The sequence below is a fragment of the Streptomyces sp. NPDC001781 genome, from assembly GCF_053596035.1.
In genome coordinates this window covers 19,233-37,297 of sequence record NZ_JBSFFI010000028.1, presented here as the reverse complement: position 1 = coordinate 37,297, position 18,065 = coordinate 19,233, and the positions used below count along the sequence as shown (strand labels likewise).

Sequence of the window (18,065 nt, the reverse complement as noted above, 5' to 3'; positions counted from 1 at the left end):
GGGAGTTGGAAGCACCAGTGACCACCCGGACCGACCACACCGCTGACCGACCCATCTCGCTCACCGCCCCGAGCGGCATCGACCGAGCCGCCCACCACCGGCTCGACGAAGCCTGGCTCGCGGCGGCGTGGAGCCATCCCACGACCCGTTGCTTCGTGGTCTCCGGCGGCCAGGTGCTCATCGACGAGACGCCCGACGGGCGCACCGAACTCGTCATGACCCCGTCCTTCGAGGCCCCTCTCACCGAGGCGCACCGCTACTTCCTGGGCGAGGACGAGGACGGCGTCAGCTACTTCGCGCTCCAGAAGGACTCCCTGCCCGGCCGCATCGACCAGTCCGCGCGTCCCGCCGGACTGCGCGAGGCGGGCCTGCTGCTCTCCCCGCGGGACGCGGGGCTGATGGTGCACGCGGTCGGCCTGGAGAACTGGCAGCGCACCCACCGCTTCTGCTCCCGCTGCGGCGAGCGCACCGTCATCGCCGCCGCCGGGCACATCCGGCGCTGCCCGGCCTGCGGTGCCGAGCACTACCCGCGTACCGACCCCGCGGTCATCATGGCGGTGACCGACGGCCAGGACCGCATCCTGCTCGGCCGGCAGGTGCACTGGCCCGAGGGCCGCTTCTCCACGCTGGCCGGCTTCGTCGAGCCCGGCGAGGCCATCGAGCAGTCGGTGCGCCGCGAGGTCTTCGAGGAGGCGGGCATCACGGTCGGCGAGGTCGAGTACGTCGCCAGCCAGCCCTGGCCGTTCCCGTCCAGCCTGATGCTGGGCTTCTTCGCCCACGCCACCTCCACCGAGATCGACGCCGACGGCGAGGAGATCGAGGAGGCCCGCTGGTTCTCCCGCGACGAGCTGGGCGCCGCCTTCGACTCCGGCGAGGTGCTGCCGCCCTACGGCATCTCCATCGCCGCCCGGCTGATCGAGATGTGGTACGGCAAGCCGCTGCCGACCCGCAGCGCCTTCTAGGGTCATTCGTCCGGATCAGGCCGGATCAGGGGCGGCACCGGCCCCCGCGAGCCCGGCGTGATCCGAACGAGAGGCCCCGGACGCGGGAGACCCCGGCCGCCACCGCAGTGGCGGCCGGGGTCTCCCGCGGTTCTCGGGGTCAGGCGCCGAGCGCCTGCTTCACCTGGGCGAGACTCGGGTTGGTCATGACGACCTCGGAGCCACTCCCGATGGGAACGACGCGCACGGTCGGCACCGTCTGGTTGCCGTCGTTCGCCTTCTCCACGAACGCCGCGGACTCCGGGTCGTGCTCGATGTTGATCTCGGTGAAGGGGATGCCCTCCCGGTCGAGCTGGCCCTTCAGCCGGCGGCAGTAACCACACCAAGTCGTGCTGTACATCGTCACAGTGCCCTGCATGTCTCGCGCTCCTCAGGCGGCCGGGGGGTACGTCCTACGTCGTGCACTGGGCCAACGCGGGAGACCCGGCGGGCATTCCCACGGATGTGACACCCGCCGCTCGCGGCCGCTGTGACACCCGCCGCATTAGAACGACTATCGGGTCCTGCCTGTGGACAACCGACGCGGTGGTCCCGGCAGACCTGGCAGCATGGCCATGTGACAGCAGCAACGCCCTCCCCTCTCTTCCCGCGGACCCCGGACTCTGCCGACGCGGTGCTCGAAGGGCTCGACCCCGAGCAGCGCGAGGTCGCCACCGCCCTGCACGGGCCGGTGTGCGTCCTGGCCGGGGCCGGCACGGGCAAGACCCGCGCGATCACCCACCGCATCGCGTACGGGGTGCGCTCCGGACTCCTGGCCCCCTCCAGCGTGCTCGCCGTCACCTTCACCAACCGCGCCGCGGGCGAGATGCGCGGACGGCTCCGCCAGCTCGGCGCCCAGGGCGTGCAGGCCCGTACCTTCCACTCCGCCGCGCTCCGCCAGCTCCAGTACTTCTGGCCGAAAGCGATCGGCGGCGGACTGCCCCGGCTGGTCGACCGCAAGATCCAGCTGGTCGCCGACGCGGCCGCCGCCTGCGGTCTCCGCCTGGACCGCGGTGAGCTGCGGGACGCCACCGCCGAGATCGAGTGGTGCAAGGTCACCCAGACCGTTCCCGCCGACTATCCGTACGCGGCTGTGAAGGCGGGCCGCGAGACACCGCGCGACCCGGCCGAGATCTCCCACCTCTACGCGGCGTACGAGAACCTGAAGCGCGACCGCGCCGTCATCGACTTCGAGGACGTGCTGCTGCTCACCGTCGCCGTCCTCCAGGACCGGCAGGACATCGCCGAACAGGTACGCGCCCAGTACCAGCACTTCGTGGTGGACGAGTACCAGGACGTCAGCCCGCTCCAGCAGCGGCTGCTCGAACTCTGGCTGGGCGACCGCGACAGCCTGTGCGTCGTCGGCGACGCCAGCCAGACCATCTACTCGTTCACGGGAGCAACCCCCGACCATCTCCTCGACTTCCGGCTCCGCCACCCCGGCGCCACGGTGGTCAAGCTGGTCCGGGACTACCGCTCCACCCCCCAGGTGGTCCGCCTCGCCAACGGCCTGCTCGCCCAGGCCCACGGCCGCGCAGCCGACCACCGGCTGGAACTGGTCTCCCAGCGCGCCCAGGGCCCCGAACCCGTCTACACCGAGTACACCGACGAGCCCGCCGAGGCCGAGGGTGCCGCCCGCCGCATCCGCGAGCTGATCGCCGCCGGGACCCCGGCCGCCGAGATCGCCGTCCTGTTCCGCACCAACTCCCAGTCCGAGACCTACGAACAGGCGCTGGCCGACGCCGGCGTCCCCTACCAGTTGCGCGGTGCCGAGCGCTTCTTCGACCGGCCCGAGGTGCGCAAGGCGGGCGTCGCCCTGCGTGCCGCCGCCCGCTTCGGCGGCAACGACTCCCTGCTGGACGAGGCGGTCGACCTGCCCTCGCAGGTCCGTGCCGTGCTCTCCGGCGAGGGGTGGAGCAGCCAACCCCCGGCCGGCTCCGGTGCCGTCCGCGAACGCTGGGAGTCGCTGGCCGCGCTGGTCGCCCTCGCCCACGACTTCGCCGCCAACCACCCCGAGGCCACGCTGAGCGACCTGGTCGCGGAGCTGGACGAACGGGCCACCGCCCAGCACGCCCCGACCGTCCAGGGCGTCACCCTCGCCTCGCTGCACGCCGCCAAGGGACTGGAGTGGGACGCCGTCTTCCTGGTCGGCGTCGCCGAGGGCATGCTGCCGATCACCTACGCCAGGACCGACGAGCAGATCGAGGAGGAGCGCCGCCTCCTGTACGTCGGCGTCACCCGCGCGCGGGAACGGCTCCACCTCTCCTGGTCGCTGGCCCGCTCGCCCGGCGGCAGGGCTGGCCGCAGGCCGAGCCGGTTCCTCGACGGACTGCGCCCCGGCTCCACCGCCACCGTGGGCCGGGCGGCGACCGGCACCGGCGGCGTCGAGCGCGGCACCCTCGGCGGCCTCCCGGCGGCACCCCGGCGCGCCCAGCGCAGCCCGGCCCGCTGCCGGGTCTGCGGGCGCACCCTCACCGACGCCGGCGAGATGAAACTGATGCGCTGCGAGGACTGCCCCTCCGACATGGACGAGGGCCTCTACGAGCGGCTGCGGGAATGGCGGGCGGCGGAGGCGGGACAGAGCGGACAGCCGGACTTCTGCGTCTTCACCGACCGCACCCTGATGGCCATCGCCGAAACCCGCCCCGACTGCGCTGCCGAGCTCTCCCGCATCCCCGGCGTCCTGGATCGCAAGCTGCGCCGGTACGGCACCGACGTACTGGCCATCTGCGCAGGCCAGGAAGTCGGCACCGACCTCGCGGACGCGGCCGGTACGGGTGGTCGGAACTCGTCGCAAAAATAGTTTGCGCCCGCGCCGGGAATCCCCATAGGTTCTAGGCACGGAAACGGCGGCCTTCTCGAAGGCCGTGAATCCGTGCTGTACTTCCCTATCCGAGGACCGATTCACACCGGTCCCCAAGACGCCGAGAGGAGGCGAGCCCAATGATCAGCATCGAGACCATCATCACCAGCCCGGTCAAACTGACCGATCGTCCGGCCGTCTCCCTGTGCATGCTCGGCACGCCCTCCCAGGGCACCGGTCTGTCCGGCATTCGTGCCGCCCGTCCGGCCTCCTCGCTGCTCTCCGCGGACCTCCCTGTCCGTGAGCGCAATGAGCGACCGACCAAGGCACTGGCAGCGGTAGAGGCACAGGCGCAGGGCGCCTATGCCTTCGCGGCGGCCGGTGCCGGATTCCGCACGCAGACGCAGCACCACCAGATGTGGGCCTTCCGTGGGCCAGAACCCTGGAGTGATCCAGCCTGATCGTCGATCAGGCAGGCGCCTTCAGGGCCGCGGAACCCCATCCGGGAACCGCGGCCCTTCTGTTTTCCCCGAACAGGGAGAACAACCCCGAAGACGCCTCGGGACAACAAAAGAGAACCCGGTACCCAGCCGACACCCGGTCCACCGACCGGAACGACCAGACGAGGAAAACACCCCGTGCAACTCGAAGCGCACGCCCCGTCAGTACCGCCTTCACAAGCGATCACTCAGCTCGGCTCCACGGAGGACCCCGCCTTGCTCCCCCTCACCGCGCTCACCGCGCTCGACGACGCCATCGAGAACCTCGGGGTGCCCGTCCCCTGCCGTTCCAACGACCCGGAGGTCTTCTTCGCCGAGTCGCCGGCCGACGTCGAGTACGCCAAGTCGCTCTGCCGGACCTGCCCGCTGGTCGAGGCGTGCCTCGCCGGGGCCAAGGAGCGCCGGGAGCCCTGGGGCGTCTGGGGCGGGGAGCTGTTCGTGCAGGGCGTCGTCGTCGCCCGGAAGCGGCCCCGCGGCCGTCCGCGCAAGAACCCGGTCACGGCATGAACGTCGCACGCAGGCACCCCGCAGGAACGATCGATCGTCCCCTCACGCACGACCCCAAGAAGCAGGCCCCGATGAAGCCGTCCACCAGCGAGCCCACCGGCTCGGCGACCCCAGACCTCGGCAACCGTGGCGTGACAGGCTCGCGCCAGACGAACAGGACCCGCGAAATGCATCTCATCCCAGAAGCCCTGGCCCGTGCGCATATGCACGAGCGCCTGCACGACGCCCAGCGGGAGCGCCGGGCCACGAGCCTGGCCACCGCGCGGCGGATGCAGCGCCGGGCGGAGCGCGCCTCGCTGCGTGCCCGCCGTGCGCTCGCCGTCGCCGTCATGCAGTAGGCGCCGCCCTCGACGCGCACTGAGCGCACCCACCCGAAGCGGTGGCCTCCCGGCTCCGGGAGGCGAAGTCTTCCCCTCGGGGGCCGGTCCGGCCGAACGGACCGGCCCCCGAGGCACGTCCGCCCCCGCGGTTCCGCCCGGGCCTACGCCTCCGCTGCGGGCACCTCGGGCAGGTCCTCCTCCTCCGGCTCCTCGGACTCCGGCGTCCCGGACTCCGTCGGCTCCAGGTCCGGGCCGAATCCCGGCAGCCACTCCTGCAGCTCCTCCCGGAGCCGTACCTCCGCGCCCAGCTGGCAGAGCACCCCGATGGTGCTCAGCGTGACCCGGTGGATCAGCAGGTAGGACGGCGGCAGGTTGAGCTGCTTGCCGAGCTGGTACGCGGGGGAGCGCGGGTCGGCGACCCGGGCCGCCTGCCCGCGCATCCACGACCGGGTGAAGGTGAAGGCGTCCACCTGCGCGGGCTCGATGATCGGCAGGAGGTAGTCGAGGACCGCGTCGGGATCCAGGTCCATGGACTCCTTGATGAAGCCCTCCTCGCACAGCATCTCGTAGACCGGCTCGGCGTCCCCGTCCAGCGTCATGCGCAGCACCACCCCGATGGTCGGTGGAAGACCGCCGGGGAGCCGGTCGACCGTGCCGAAGTCCAGCACGCCCAGCCGCCAGCCGTCCTCGCCGCCGGGGCCCACCGGCAGCAGCCGGAAGTTGCCCGGATGCGGGTCGGCGTGCAGCAGTCCGGTGCGGGCCGGACCGGAGAAGAGGAAGCGTGCCAGCAGTTGCCCGGCCCGGTCGCGCTGTTCCTCCGTGCCGCCGGAGATGACCTCCGACAGCGGGATGCCGTCGATCCACTCGGTCACCAGCACCTGGTCGCGCTGGTGCACCACCGCCGGGACCACCACGTCCGGGTCGTCCGCGAACTCCGCCGCGTGCGCGGCCTGCGCCTGCGCCTCCAGCTCGTAGTCCAGCTCCTCGGAGACCCGGTCCTTGAGCTCCGCGATCAGCGGCTTGATGTCCATGCCGGGGATCAGCGGGCCCAGCAGACGGGCGAAACGGCTCAGTTGGCCGAGATCCGAGAGCAGAGCCTCACCGGCGCCCGGATACTGGACCTTGACCGCCACCTCCCGGCCGTCGTGCCACACCGCCCGGTGCACCTGGCCGATGGAGGCCGCCGCCGAGGGCTTGTCCTCGAACTCCAGGAACAGCTCCCGCCAGTCCTCGCCCATCCGCTCCGCCAGCACGGCGTGCACCGTGCGGGTCGGCATCGGGGGCGCCGCCTCCTGGAGCCTGGTCAGCGCGACCCGGTACGGCCCGGCGACCTCCTCGGGGAGCGCGGACTCGAAGACGGACAGGGCCTGCCCGAACTTCATCGCCCCGCCCTTCAGCTCACCGAGGACCTTGAAGAGCTGCTCGGCCGTCCGCTGCTGAAGCTCCCGTCCCACCAGCTCGGCCGACTCGCCCACGATCCGCTTGCCCAGCCCCCAGGTCGCCCGGCCGGCGAAGCCGAGCGGAAGCGCGGCGAGCTTCGCGGTCCGGGTGACCGCCTTCCGGGGAAGATCAGACATGCGCCCTCCAAGTCCCTGCCGGCCGCGCCGCGCCGGTCTCGCGTCGCCGCTCGGCCGACGGCCGTTGCACCGCCATTGTCGCGCGCGCCCGCCCTCGCGTTGAGGAGTGCTCGCCCTCGGCTTTCTCCCCGGTCCGCGCCGGGGTGCTTTCCCTCCTCCTCTCCTTCGCCCCGCAGCCGCACGCCGGATGCGGGGCGATGGGATGAGCGTCCCAGCTCAGAGTGGGTAGAGCTGCCTCCCAGCGAGTGCCGGTGGCCGCCGGTTCGGCCCCGTCGAGGAAGCTCAGAGCGTGGGCCGCGGCGAGCCCCGCGACCGCCGTGGCGAGGGTCAGATCACACGCGCCCACCCGGCGCGCGCGGCCCGAGCGCCACTGGGTGATCAGCCGGGGCCACGCGGCGTCCTCGTCGGTGCGGTGCTGCTGGAGACAGCCCGCGCATCCTGTCCCGCCGGGCAGCACCAGTGGTCCGACGACCCCGGTGCCCTCCGCGACCCCCGCGTAGAGATGGGGGGTGCCGGAGACCATGAGCGGCTCGGCGAGGAACGGGTCCGGGGCGTGCACCGCCACCTCGTCGCGCGGGGCGAGCACCACCAGTGACAGGCCTGCTTCCTCCTGCGGGCCCAGACCGCAGAGCCTGCCGTGGCGGGTCCGGCGCGAGGGGCGGTCCGGTGCCGCGCGGCGCACCGCGGCCCGCGCGGCCTCGTCCCGCCGCTCGCCCACCGCCTCCACCGGCAGCCCGCCGGGCGCCACGTCCCAGGGCTGCACCCGGCCCACGTCCCGCACGTCGACCTCCCCCACCCCCGCCCCGGAGAGAAGCGCGGCCAGCACGGACCCCACCCGGCCCGCACCGAGCACCCGCACCCGCAGGGCACGCCGGGCGGCGAGGCGGGTGAGCGCGCCGCCCGGCTCTGCCGTGGTCAGCGACAGCGAGGCGAGGTCCGGGCGCAGCCGCTCCAGTGCCTCCCCTCTCTCCCGCAGCGCGGTCGCTGCGGGAGAGCAGTCCCTCGTGTCGTCGAGCAGCCCCGCCCGGCCCAGCCGGCTCACCAGCCGGTCGGCATGGCCGTCGGGCAGGTCCATCCGCTGGGCCTCCTCCCGGAGCAACGCCAGGTCACGGGTACCGTCGAGCAGTTCCAGGAAGCTGCCCGTGGCCAGGTCCACCGGACCCAGAGTGATCGCGTGCGCGGGAGTCATCCCGAACTGCACGGTGCCGAGATCGCGCCAGCCGCGCCGCAGCGCCGGCTTCACCATCGGATGCATGACGGGCCCCCGTCTCCCAGGTCTCGCACACACCCCGGCCGGGCGTGCGTCCTTCTGCTTCTCGTGTGCCGCCCGAGCCGGTCGGACTCGTCGCGACGACTGCCAGCATGGCCGGGGTCCGGAATCCGTGCCGAAAGTTGTCCACAGGTCCGGGGTGATCGTCGTACGAGCTGCTCACTGGTCCGGTGTCCACAGCCGCTGTCCACAGGTCCGCCCGCCGTCCGCGCCGACGGGTATCTTCGAGACGTGCCCACCGAACCGACCGAACAGCGGTCGTCCACCCCCCACGGCCCCGTCGAGGTCAGGCGGAGCGACCGGCGCCGCCGCACCGTCTCCGCCTACCGCGAGGGCGACCGCACCATCGTGCTGATCCCCGCCCGCATGTCCAAGGCGGAGGAGCGGCGCTGGGTCACCGCCATGCTCGACCGGCTCGCGGCCAAGGAGGCGAGGCGGAGCGTGCCCGGCGGTGACAGCGAGCTGGCCGAGCGGGCCGGGCGGCTGTCGGAGCGGTATTTCGACGGCCGGGCGCGGCCCGGTTCGGTGCGCTGGGTGACCAACCAGAACACCCGCTGGGGCTCGTGCACCCCGGCTGAGGGCACCATCCGGCTCTCCCACCGGCTGCGGGGGATGCCCGGGTACGTGGTCGACTACGTCCTCTGCCACGAACTGGCGCACCTGCTGGTGCCGGGTCATGGCCCGGATTTCTGGCGGCTGTTGGAGGCGTACCCGCGCACCGAGCGGGCGCGCGGCTATCTGGAGGGCGTGGCCGCCGCCGCACGGACGCCGGACATGCCGGCGGACGTGACGGACGACGAGGAGGTGTGAGGGCCGGGCCGCGGTTCTGTACCGGGTCTGTACCGGCTGAGGCCGATGCCGGCGTTTGCGGTTAGCCTGACGCGACGCAACTGCTCTCGGGACGGGGGACGGACGTAACGCATGTCCAGGGAATTCCAACGCGGCCACAAGGCCCGGATCAGTGACCTCACCGCGGGTACGGATCTGTACGTGGGCGTGCAGATCTCCGCTCCCGGACTGACTTTCGACATAAGCTGCTTCGGCCTCGACGCCGACGAACGGCTCTCCGACGACCGGTACTTCGTCTTCTTCAACCAGCCGAAGTCGCCCGAGGAGTCCATCCAGCTGCTGGGTCCCCAGGCGGGCGACACCGAGTCGTTCCGGGTGACGCTGGACCGGATTCCGGCCGGTATCCACAAGCTGTCCTTCACCGCGACCATCGACGGCGACGGGCAGATGTCCCGCATCGCTCCCGGCTATCTGCGGATCGTGGCGGGCGGTGAGGAGGTCGCGCGGTATTCGTTCACCGGCGCGGAGTTCAGCACCGAACGCGCCGTGATGCTCGGCGACCTCTATCTCAAGGACGTCTGGCGGTTCGCCGCGGTCGGGCAGGGCTTCGACGGCGGCCTGGAGGCGCTGCTGAAGAACTTCGGCGGCGAGGTCGCGGAGGAGGAGGCGCCCGCGCCGGCCCGGCCGGAGGCCACCGCGGGGTCCGCCGCCCCCGGTTTCGCCCCGCCCGCCTTCGCCGCCCCCGCCGGACCGGCCACGCCCTCCGCGCCTCAGGCGTTCACTGCGCCCCCGGCGCCCCGGCCCGACGTGCACGCGGCGCCCACCCTGGTCGAACCCCTGACCCCGCCGCACGGCACCGTTCCGCCGCCCGGCCCCGCACCCGCCGCCTTCGGCCACCCGGTTCCGCCGAGCGCGCCCCCGCCACCGGGCTACGGCCAGCCCCCGGCCGCCCCGGCGCCGCCCGGACACGGCATGCCCCCGGTGGCCTCCGCACCGCCCGGCCACACCTCCCCGCCCTCCCTCGGCGGCCAGCCGTCCGCCCCCATGCCCCCCGGCTACGGTCAGGTCCCCGGCCAGGGCACCCCCTCCTACGGCGTCCCGCAGGGCGCGCCCCAGGGAGCGGCCGGTGTGGGCGCCGCGCTCCAGAAGTTCAAGGAGGCGCCCACCGGACAGCGCTGGACCCAGCAGAACCACAAGCTGATCCGCGTCGATCTCGGCGCCGGCGGCCAGCCGGTACTGGCCCGGCAGGGCAGCATGGTGCTCTACCAGGGCAAGGTCGACTTCAACTACAAGGGAGCCGGCATCACCGGGCGGCTCGTGGGCAACGCCACCGGCCAGGAGATGCAGCTGATGCGCTGCACCGGCCAGGGACAGGTGTTCCTCGCCGACGACTCCACCCACCTCCACCCCGTCGAGCTGCAGGGCGACGCGATCTGCGTCTCCGCCGAGAACGTCCTCGCCTTCGACGAGAGCCTCCAGTACGAGGTCCGCCGTATCGAGGGCCACGGCATCCCGGGCGGCGCGCTGTTCACGATGCAGTTCCAGGGCACCGGCACGCTCGTCGTCAAGACGCACGGCACGCCCGTGGTGCTGCCGGTGACGCCGACCACCTTCGCCGACTGCCACGCCGTGGTCGCCTGGTCGGCCGCTTCGCAGGTGATCGTCTCCAGCCAGGTCCGGATGCGCCGCAACGCCTACGCGGGCGACACGGGGGAGAGCGTGAACCTCCAGTTCCGGGGCGCACCCGGCAACTTCATCGTCGTCCAGCCGTACGAGGTCTGAGGGAGCCCGTCATGAACCAGCCGCTCGCGGGCTTCGCTCCCGCACCCGTCACCGCGCGCATGGAGAACCACGGCAGCCACATGCTGAAGGTCGCCATGCAGACCGGCAACGACCTCCTCGCGCGCGTGGGCTCGATGATCGCCTACGAGGGCTTCATCCAGTACGAGCCCAACCCGCCGGCCGTTCGGCAGATCGCCCGCGACTGGATGACCGGTGAGGGCGCCCCGCTGATGAAGTGCTCCGGCGACGGCCTGCTCTACCTCGCCGACTACGGCGCCGACGTGGTCGTGATCAACCTGAACGGCGACGGGATCTCCGTCAACGCCACCAACCTGCTCGCCTTCGACGCCGGCCTGACCTGGGGCGTGGAGCGGGTGAAGGGGCTCGCCAAGTTCGCCGGGCAGGGCCTGTGGAACACGAAGATCTCCGGCCAGGGCTGGGTCGCGCTGACCTCGCGTGGCACGCCGATCGTGGTGGACTGCGGCGGCGGAGAGGACGAGACGTACGTCGACCCGGACGCGCTCGTCGCGTGGTCCCCGAACCTGAAGGTGAAGGGCAAGCGCAGCTTCAAGGCGCAGTCACTGATCGGCCGGGGCAGCGGCGAGGCGTACCAGATGGCGTTCTCCGGGCAGGGCATCGTCGTCGTCCAGCCCAGCGAGGACAGCACCGACCGCCTCCGGTTCCGGGGCTGAGGGGGAGCACAGACACCATGCAGAGCCCGCTTTTCGCGCACAACGACTCGCAGACGCAGGAGCGTTGGAGCCTCCAGAACTCCCAGATGCTGCGCGTCACCCTGGAGGGCCACGACGACCTGCTGGCCCGCAAGGGCGCCATGGTCGCCTACCAGGGCATGGTCGAGTTCGACGCCGAGTACCGCAGCCAGGGCCAGCGCCGGGCGCGGGCCCACACCGGCGAGGGTCTGGACCTGATGCGCTGTCACGGCCAGGGCACCGTCTACCTCGCCAACCTCGCCCAGCACGTCCACCTGCTGGACGTGGAGCAGGAGGGCCTGACCGTCGACAGCTCCTACGTCCTCGCCATGGACTCCTCGCTGCATCACGAGGTCATCGCGGTGGACAGCCTCTACGGCATCTCCGGTTCCGGGAAGTACCAGCTCAACATCACCGGCCGGGGCAAGGTCGCCCTGATGACCTCCGGCACGCCCCTGCTGATGCAGGTCACGCCGGACCGGTACGTCAACTGCGACGCGGACGCCATCGTTGCCTGGTCCACCTCGCTGCGGGTGCAGATGCAGGCCCAGACCCACTCCTCCGGGGTGTGGCGTCGGCGCGGCAGCACCGGCGAGGGCTGGGAGCTGAGCTTCATGGGTTCCGGCTTCGCCCTGGTCCAGCCCAGCGAGCTGCTCCCGCCCCAGCACGCGCAGATAGGGGGCGGAGTCGCGGCCCAGTTCGGCATGGGCCAGCAGGGTGCGCGAGGACAGAACCAGGGCAACGTCTGGAGCTAGTGACTCTCGTTCGGATCACGCCGGGCTCCGCGGGGGTCCGGCCTGATCCGGACTGAGGGCCCTGGACGACGCGCCGTGCGAAGCGCGGCGAACGTGTGGGGGCCGCCCGCAAGGGTGCGCCCCCCACGCTCGCGGCCCGAGCACGCTCACAGCCGCGCCCGGGTGGCCTCCACCAGCCGCACGACCGACTCGTCGGCCACGGACGCGACCTCGTCGTAGCCGAACCACCGCAGGTCCAACGATTCGTCGCTGATCACCTGCTCGGCACCGCGCGGGGCCAGCACCGCGTACTGCACGTCGAGGTGCCAGTTGCACGGGGCCGGGATCTGGTGCCGGTCCAGCCGGACCGGGCCGCCGGGGAGCAGGGTCAGCCCGGCGATGCCGGACTCCTCCGTCGCCTCGCGCAGGGCCGCGCCCGCCATGGAGATGTCGCCCGGCTCGCAGTGGCCGCCCATCTGGAGCCACATCCGCAGCTTCCGGTGCAGGGTGAGCAGCACCCGGCCCTGCTCCGGATCGACCACCAGGGCGCTCGCCGTGAGGTGGCCCGCGTCGCAGGAGCGCCAGACGCCGTCCGGGTGGACGGCGAGGTGGTCCTGGTAGGCAGCACGCAGTTCCGGTTCGCCCTCGTACTCCTTCAGTACGAGGACCGCGTCGTCGTACAGGCTCACTCGCTCTTGTCGTCCTTGCCCTCGTCGCCCTTGTCGCCCGCGGGGCCCTCGGCGCTCTCGGCGCCCTCGTCCTTCTTCAGGTCGGGCTTCCGCGCGCCACCGCCGGCCGCCTCGCCGAGCATCCTGTCCAGCTCGGAGAAGTCCATCTGCTCGCGGTGGACGAAGCCGTCCGGGTCGTCGAGGTCGGTGGCCGTCGGCAGCATGTCCGGGTGGTGCCACAGGTCGTCCCGGCCGTCGACCCCGCGCGCGTCGGTGAGCGAGGCCCACAGACGGGAGGCGTCCCGCAGCCGGCGCGGCCGCAGCTCCAGACCGATCAGTGTGGCGAAGGTCTGCTCCGCCGGACCACCGCTCGCGCGACGGCGGCGCAGCGTCTCGCGCAGCGCGTCGGCGGAGGACAGCCGCGGCTTCGCGGCCGCGTGGACCACCGCGTCCACCCAGCCCTCGACCAGCGCGAGCGCGGTCTCCAACCGGGCCAGGGCCGCCTTCTGCTCGGGCGTGTCCTCGGGCTGGAACATGCCCTGCTGCAGCGCGTCCTGAAGCTGCTCGGGGTTCTGCGGGTCGAACTGGCCGACCACGTCCTCCAGCTTGGCGGTGTCGACCTTGATGCCGCGCGCGTACCCCTCGACCGCGCCGAACAGGTGCGAGCGCAGCCACGGCACGTGGGCGAAGAGACGCTGGTGGGCCGCCTCGCGCAGGGCGAGGTACAGCCGCACCTCCTCCATGGGGACGCCCAGGTCCTTGCCGAACGCCTCCATGTTGACCGGAAGCAGCGCGGCCTTGCCGGCCGGGCCCAGGGGCAGGCCGATGTCGCTGGAGCCGACGACCTCACCCGCGAGCACGCCCACGGCCTGCCCGATCTGGGTGCCGAACATCGCGCCGCCCATCGAGCGCATCATGCCGATCAGCGGGCCCGCCATGGCCTGCATCTCCTCCGGCAGGACATCACCCATCGCCGCGCCGACCCGCTCGGCCACCGGGTCGACCAGTTCCTTCCAGGCCGGCAGCGTCGCCTCGACCCACTCCGCGCGCGACCAGGCCACGGAGGTGTTGGCACCCGACGGCAGCGAGGTCGCGTCGTCCAGCCACAGGTCGGCCAGGCGCACGGCCTCCTGGACCGCGGAGCGCTCGGCCGGGCCGACACTCGCGTCCTTGACGCCGTCCTGCGTGCCCTGGGCGACCGTCTGGCGGGCGATCTGCTTGGCCATGTCCCAGTTCACCGGCCCGCCCTCGTAGGAGAGCATCTGGCCGAGCTGCTGGAACGCCGCGCCCAGGTCATTGGGGTTCAGGGCGCCGAACATCGCGGCGAGCGGATTGTCGGCGCCGGGACCGCCAAAGCCCCCGGCTCCCGGCAGACCGCCGAAACCGAACGGATTGGCCGGTCCCTGCCCACCACCGCTCTGCTGGTCCTTCTTCTTGCCCTCGTCGCCGTCGTCCGGCTCCTCCGGCGGAAGGCCGAATCCGAATGGGGTGTCACTCACGGGGTTCCTCGGCTGGTAAGGCCACCGGTTCTCTCCGGCGGCGCGGCTGCCCGACTTCACCACCCAGCGTAGACACCCGGACCGGATAGGGCCTCGGTGCTTCGCCCACAGATGGGCTGCGGCAGGATGGATGCACCTGGTACGGGCGCGTCGTCCGCGCTCGTACAGAAGACAACCGCTGGAGACGCCCGGTGAGTTCCCCAGATCCGCAGGTTCGCGCAGCGCGAAACCCCTCATCTCCGCCCGCATCGCCCTCACCCGCGGCACGGGGGCCGGTCGTCGCGGTCACCGGCGCCGCCACCGGGATCGGCGCGCTGCTCACCGAGCGGCTCGCGGCGTCCGAGCAGATCCGGCAGGTCGTGGCCATCGACGAGCGGCGCGGGGACTGCGCCGAGGCCGAGTGGCACATCCTCGACGTGCGGGACCCGGCGATCGCGGAGAAGCTGCGCGGCGCCGACGTCGTCGTGCACCTGGCGCTCGACCTGGACCTGGGCAGCGACGCGGCCGCCCGCACCGCCTACAACGTGCGCGGCACCCAGACCGTGCTGACCGCCGCGGCCGCCGCCGGGGTGCACCGGGTCGTGCTGTGCACGTCGGCCATGGTCTACGGCGCGCTGCCCGACAACGAGCTGCCGCTGTCGGAGGACGCCGAGCTGCGCGCCACCGCCGAGGCCACCGGGGTCGCAGACCTGCTGGAGATCGAGCGCCTGGCCCGCCGCGCGCCCCGCGCGCATCCCGGCCTCAACGTGACCGTCGTCCGCCCCGCCCTGCTGGTCGGCGGCACCGACACCGCGCTGACCCGGTACTTCGAGTCGCCCCGGCTGCTCGTGGTCGCGGACTCCCGCCCCGCCTGGCAGTTCTGCCACGTCGACGACCTCTGCACGGCGCTGGAGTACGCCGTGCTGGAGAAGGTCGACGGGGAGCTCGCCGTCGGCTGCGACGGATGGCTGGAGCAGGAGGAGGTCGAGGAGCTGAGCGGCATCCGGCGCATGGAGCTGCCCTCCGCGGTGGCCCTCGGCGCGGCCGCCCGGCTGCACCGGATCGGGCTCACCCCGTCCCCGGCGGGCGACCTGGCGTACACGATGTACCCCTGGGTGGTCAGCGGGAGCCGGCTGCACTCGGCCGGGTGGCGGCCCCGCTGGACGAACGAGGAAGTGCTGGCGGAGCTGCTGGCGGAGGTCTCCGGCCGGCACACCGTCGCCGGACGCAGGCTCGGCCGCAAGGACGCCACGGCGGCCGGCGCGGCGGGCGCGACGGTGGCCCTGCTCGGCGCGGCCGCGGTGGTACGCCGGGCCCGAAAGGCGCGGCGCCGCATCTGACGCGTTGCCGCCCGGCATTCCGCCTCCCCGGCGGTGTGCGGCACCATGGGCCCATGACACCCACGCACGAACACCCCGGTGAGCAGGCGGCCCCCAGCCCGGTCCGGCTGATCGGCATCCGGGACACGCCTCTCTCGGTGGACGAGGTGTTCGCCGCGCTCGGCGACCAGGCGGCGGGCGGGATCTCGCTGTTCGTGGGCACCGTGCGCAACCACGACGGGGGCGCGGACGTCGACGCCCTCGGCTACTCCTGCCACCCCTCCGCCGCCGACGAGATGCGGAGGGTCGCGGAGAAGGTCGTCGCGGAGTACCCGGTGCGCGCCCTGGCGGCCGTCCACCGGGTGGGTGACCTGGCGGTCGGCGATCTCGCCGTGGTCGTCGGCGTGGCGTGCCCGCACCGGGACGAGGCGTTCGCGGCCTGCCGGAAGCTCATCGACGACATCAAGCACGAGGTGCCCGTCTGGAAGCACCAGCGCTTCTCCGACGGCACCGAGGAATGGGTCGGAGCCTGCTGACGGCGGTGACGTTCGGCCCATCGGGTGCTCCGGTTGCGTAACCGACCCCCGCGCGTGAGCGTTGTCCCTGCGAATGGTTAATCTGCTGATCACAGTTCGCAGCGGACACTCATGGGGTTGGGAGGTCGGCATGGCGGTGCTCGTCTGGTTGCTGATTCCGTTCATCGCCGCGGTCGCGGCCGGTCTGTGGGGAAGCTGGGCCAACCGGACCCGCAGGACCCGCGGCGACGGACCCGAACTCGACGGCTACGCGCGCTTCCGCGAGGCCATGGAGAAGTCCCACACGGGCGCTCCCGGCGCCTGACGGGGGTGCCCTGACGGGGCGCTGACGCGGGTGTCCCGTACTGTCGTGCCATGCCACGCCGTACCGCGACGATGCTCGCGTCCACCCTGATGCTGATCGCGCTGCTCTGCGCGGGAGTGCTCATCCCCGTGCCGTACGCGGAGATGTCGCCGGGGCCGACCGTGAACACGCTCGGGGAGCACGACGGCGAGCCGGTGCTCCAGGTCTCGGGCCACCGCACCTATCCGGCCGACGGCCACCTGAACATGACCACCGTCAGGGTGACCAGCGCGGACTTCCGGATGAACCTGGTCGAGGCGGTCTACGGCTGGCTGGCGCACGACACCAAGGTCGTCCCGCACGACACGCTCTACCCGGACGGCAAGACCGAGGAGCAGTCCACGCAGGAGAACGCCGAGGAGTTCAGCCAGTCCCAGGAGAGCGCCAAGGTCGCCGCCCTGAAGGAGCTGCACATCCCGGTGACGTCCTGGGTGATTGTCTCCACGGTGATCAAGGGCTCCCCGGCCGAGGGCAAGCTGCACGCGGGTGACGTGATCAAGGCCGTGGACGGCACCCCGGTCAGGCAGCCGTCCGACGTGGCCAAGCTGGTGACCAGGCACAAGCCGGGACAGAAGGTCGTCTTCACCGTCGTGCCGGCCAAGGAGCAGGCGGCCGCGGAGAAGGCGCACCGGACGGCGACGAAGACGCAGGACGTGACGGTCACGACCACCGACTCCGACGACAAGGGGGCCCACCGGGCCATCGTCGGGATCTCCGCCGGGACCGACCACACCTTCCCGTTCACCATCGACATCAAGCTCGCCGACGTCGGCGGCCCCAGCGCGGGCCTGATGTTCTCGCTCGGCATCTACGACAAGCTCACCCCGGGCAGCCTCACCGGCGGCAAGTTCGTCGCGGGCACCGGCACCATCGACGACGACGGCACGGTCGGCCCCATCGGCGGCATCGAGATGAAGACGGTCGGGGCCCGCGCCAAGGGCGCCCAGTACTTCCTGACCCCCGCCGACAACTGCGCCTCGGCGGCCAAGGACACCCCGAGCGGCCTCACCCTGGTCAAGGTGAAGAAGATCGGCGACGCGCTGGACGCGCTCAAGGACATCCGCGAGGGCCGCACCGCCGACCTGCCGAAGTGCACCACCAGGGGCTGAGGTCCCCACGGACAAACCCGTCACGCGCGCGGGGGCGCCCACCGGACATCCGGCGGGCGCCCCCGCGCGCGAGGCGGTACGAGGATCAGTCGGCGAACGTCGCGGCCAGCGCCTCGGCCAGCCCCGGCACCAGATCGGGACCGGTCAGCACCTCGGTGGACGAGTCCTTCTCCCGCAGCCTGATCGCCGACTCGCGGTTGCCGTCGCGCAGTACCGCCACCGTCATCCGCACCTCCTGGCGCTCCGGACGCGCGGCCACCCACTTGGCCAGCTCGGCGTCGCTCAGCCCCTGCGGGACCTGCGTGTCGACGGACGAGGGCAGCATCAGGCGCTCCACGGTGAGGGCGCAGCCGACCACCGCGTCCGGCCAGGCGATGGTGGCGAGGAACTCGTCGAGCGCCTTGTCCGCCGGGACCTCGTCCTGCTCGATGGGGGTGAAGCCGGTGTCACCACTCTCCTCGTCCAGGCCGAGCTGGGCCGCGAGAGAGGGTTCCTGGGTGCGCAGACGCGCGGTGTCGACGAGGGCGAAGAGGCGGGCCGGCTGGTCCCAGCCGAGGCCGGACGCGTACTCGTCGATCTCGAGCACGGCCCGGGTGAGCGGGCTCGCCGCCATGGGAGTGTTGGACATGGTCACAATCCT

Annotated in this window: 19 protein-coding genes; 13 read left to right on the top strand and 6 right to left on the bottom strand. The window is 72.3% G+C overall.

Translation table 11 applies throughout. The features are described 5' to 3' along the window. The first annotated feature begins 17 nt into the window (after window positions 1–17). Window positions 18–962 (top strand): NAD(+) diphosphatase, encoded by a 945-nt coding sequence (gene nudC / locus ACWCV3_RS23195; protein ID WP_451227322.1) that lies wholly within the window; start codon window positions 18–20, stop codon window positions 960–962. 139 nt (window positions 963–1,101) lie between these two features. Here nudC and ACWCV3_RS23190 read toward each other — a convergent pair whose 3' ends face one another. Continuing rightward, window positions 1,102–1,359, bottom strand: a complete 258-nt coding sequence (locus ACWCV3_RS23190) for a mycoredoxin (RefSeq protein WP_451227319.1) — start codon at window positions 1,357–1,359, stop codon at window positions 1,102–1,104. Between the two features lie 111 nt (window positions 1,360–1,470). Here ACWCV3_RS23190 and ACWCV3_RS23185 point away from each other — a divergent pair, with 111 nt between their 5' ends. From ACWCV3_RS23185 to ACWCV3_RS23170, 4 genes are all read left to right on the top strand, one after another. Next, the gene (locus tag ACWCV3_RS23185) at window positions 1,471–3,783 is read left to right on the top strand and encodes an ATP-dependent DNA helicase UvrD2 (protein ID WP_451227316.1); all 2,313 of its coding nucleotides are present in this window, start codon (window positions 1,471–1,473) and stop codon (window positions 3,781–3,783) included. Between the two features lie 140 nt (window positions 3,784–3,923). Further along, complete coding sequence (locus tag ACWCV3_RS23180; protein ID WP_451227313.1) at window positions 3,924–4,244, top strand: hypothetical protein; 321 nt, start codon at window positions 3,924–3,926, stop codon at window positions 4,242–4,244. A gap of 177 nt (window positions 4,245–4,421) precedes the next feature. Next, window positions 4,422–4,790, top strand: coding sequence for a WhiB family transcriptional regulator (locus tag ACWCV3_RS23175; RefSeq protein ID WP_451227310.1), 369 nt, complete (start codon window positions 4,422–4,424; stop codon window positions 4,788–4,790). Next, a complete protein-coding gene (locus tag ACWCV3_RS23170) occupies window positions 4,787–5,128 on the top strand; it encodes a hypothetical protein (protein WP_451227308.1) in 342 nt (113 codons plus the stop codon). Before ACWCV3_RS23175 ends, ACWCV3_RS23170 begins: the two co-directional genes overlap by 4 nt. Window positions 5,129–5,271: 143 nt before the next feature. Here ACWCV3_RS23170 and ACWCV3_RS23165 read toward each other — a convergent pair whose 3' ends face one another. Both ACWCV3_RS23165 and ACWCV3_RS23160 read right to left on the bottom strand, forming a co-directional pair. Next, entirely contained in the window at window positions 5,272–6,687 is a 1,416-nt protein-coding gene (locus ACWCV3_RS23165; protein ID WP_451227306.1) for an ABC1 kinase family protein, read from the bottom strand. Continuing rightward, window positions 6,680–7,942 (bottom strand): TOMM precursor leader peptide-binding protein, encoded by a 1,263-nt coding sequence (locus tag ACWCV3_RS23160; protein ID WP_451227303.1) that lies wholly within the window; start codon window positions 7,940–7,942, stop codon window positions 6,680–6,682. The genes ACWCV3_RS23165 and ACWCV3_RS23160 overlap by 8 nt, the downstream gene beginning before the upstream one ends. Before the next feature lie 246 nt (window positions 7,943–8,188). Here ACWCV3_RS23160 and ACWCV3_RS23155 point away from each other — a divergent pair, with 246 nt between their 5' ends. From ACWCV3_RS23155 to ACWCV3_RS23140, 4 genes are all read left to right on the top strand, one after another. Further along, the gene (locus ACWCV3_RS23155) at window positions 8,189–8,767 is read left to right on the top strand and encodes a M48 metallopeptidase family protein (RefSeq protein ID WP_451227300.1); all 579 of its coding nucleotides are present in this window, start codon (window positions 8,189–8,191) and stop codon (window positions 8,765–8,767) included. A 111-nt stretch (window positions 8,768–8,878) separates the two neighbouring features. Beyond that, entirely contained in the window at window positions 8,879–10,528 is a 1,650-nt protein-coding gene (locus ACWCV3_RS23150; protein ID WP_451227297.1) for a TerD family protein, read from the top strand. A gap of 11 nt (window positions 10,529–10,539) precedes the next feature. Beyond that, complete coding sequence (locus ACWCV3_RS23145; protein WP_405552972.1) at window positions 10,540–11,220, top strand: AIM24 family protein; 681 nt, start codon at window positions 10,540–10,542, stop codon at window positions 11,218–11,220. 17 nt (window positions 11,221–11,237) lie between these two features. Further along, on the top strand, window positions 11,238–11,993 hold the full coding sequence (locus tag ACWCV3_RS23140) for an AIM24 family protein (protein ID WP_355381568.1): 756 nt from the start codon (window positions 11,238–11,240) through the stop codon (window positions 11,991–11,993). Between the two features lie 146 nt (window positions 11,994–12,139). Here the strand turns inward: ACWCV3_RS23140 and ACWCV3_RS23135 are convergent, their stop codons facing one another. Both ACWCV3_RS23135 and ACWCV3_RS23130 read right to left on the bottom strand, forming a co-directional pair. Then, on the bottom strand, window positions 12,140–12,661 hold the full coding sequence (locus ACWCV3_RS23135) for an NUDIX hydrolase (RefSeq protein ID WP_451227293.1): 522 nt from the start codon (window positions 12,659–12,661) through the stop codon (window positions 12,140–12,142). Next, the gene (locus ACWCV3_RS23130; RefSeq protein ID WP_451227291.1) at window positions 12,658–14,139 is read right to left on the bottom strand and encodes a zinc-dependent metalloprotease; all 1,482 of its coding nucleotides are present in this window, start codon (window positions 14,137–14,139) and stop codon (window positions 12,658–12,660) included. The genes ACWCV3_RS23135 and ACWCV3_RS23130 overlap by 4 nt, the downstream gene beginning before the upstream one ends. A gap of 191 nt (window positions 14,140–14,330) precedes the next feature. On the opposite strand from ACWCV3_RS23130, the gene ACWCV3_RS23125 reads away from it, so the two are divergent. The 4 genes from ACWCV3_RS23125 (at window position 14,331) to ACWCV3_RS23110 (ending at window position 17,425) form a co-directional block, all read left to right on the top strand. Further along, window positions 14,331–15,458 carry an SDR family oxidoreductase gene (locus ACWCV3_RS23125; RefSeq protein WP_451227289.1) on the top strand — a complete coding sequence of 376 codons (1,128 nt, stop codon included), beginning with the start codon at window positions 14,331–14,333 and terminating at the stop codon, window positions 15,456–15,458. Window positions 15,459–15,511: 53 nt separating this feature from the next. After that, window positions 15,512–15,973 (top strand): molybdenum cofactor biosynthesis protein MoaE, encoded by a 462-nt coding sequence (locus ACWCV3_RS23120; RefSeq protein WP_451227287.1) that lies wholly within the window; start codon window positions 15,512–15,514, stop codon window positions 15,971–15,973. A 130-nt stretch (window positions 15,974–16,103) separates the two neighbouring features. After that, window positions 16,104–16,277, top strand: coding sequence for a hypothetical protein (locus ACWCV3_RS23115; protein WP_165425490.1), 174 nt, complete (start codon window positions 16,104–16,106; stop codon window positions 16,275–16,277). Window positions 16,278–16,327: 50 nt separating this feature from the next. Further along, a complete protein-coding gene (locus ACWCV3_RS23110; protein WP_451227284.1) occupies window positions 16,328–17,425 on the top strand; it encodes a YlbL family protein in 1,098 nt (365 codons plus the stop codon). A gap of 85 nt (window positions 17,426–17,510) precedes the next feature. Here the strand turns inward: ACWCV3_RS23110 and ACWCV3_RS23105 are convergent, their stop codons facing one another. Further along, on the bottom strand, window positions 17,511–18,053 hold the full coding sequence (locus tag ACWCV3_RS23105; RefSeq protein WP_451227281.1) for a PPA1309 family protein: 543 nt from the start codon (window positions 18,051–18,053) through the stop codon (window positions 17,511–17,513). Window positions 18,054–18,065 lie beyond the last annotated feature (12 nt).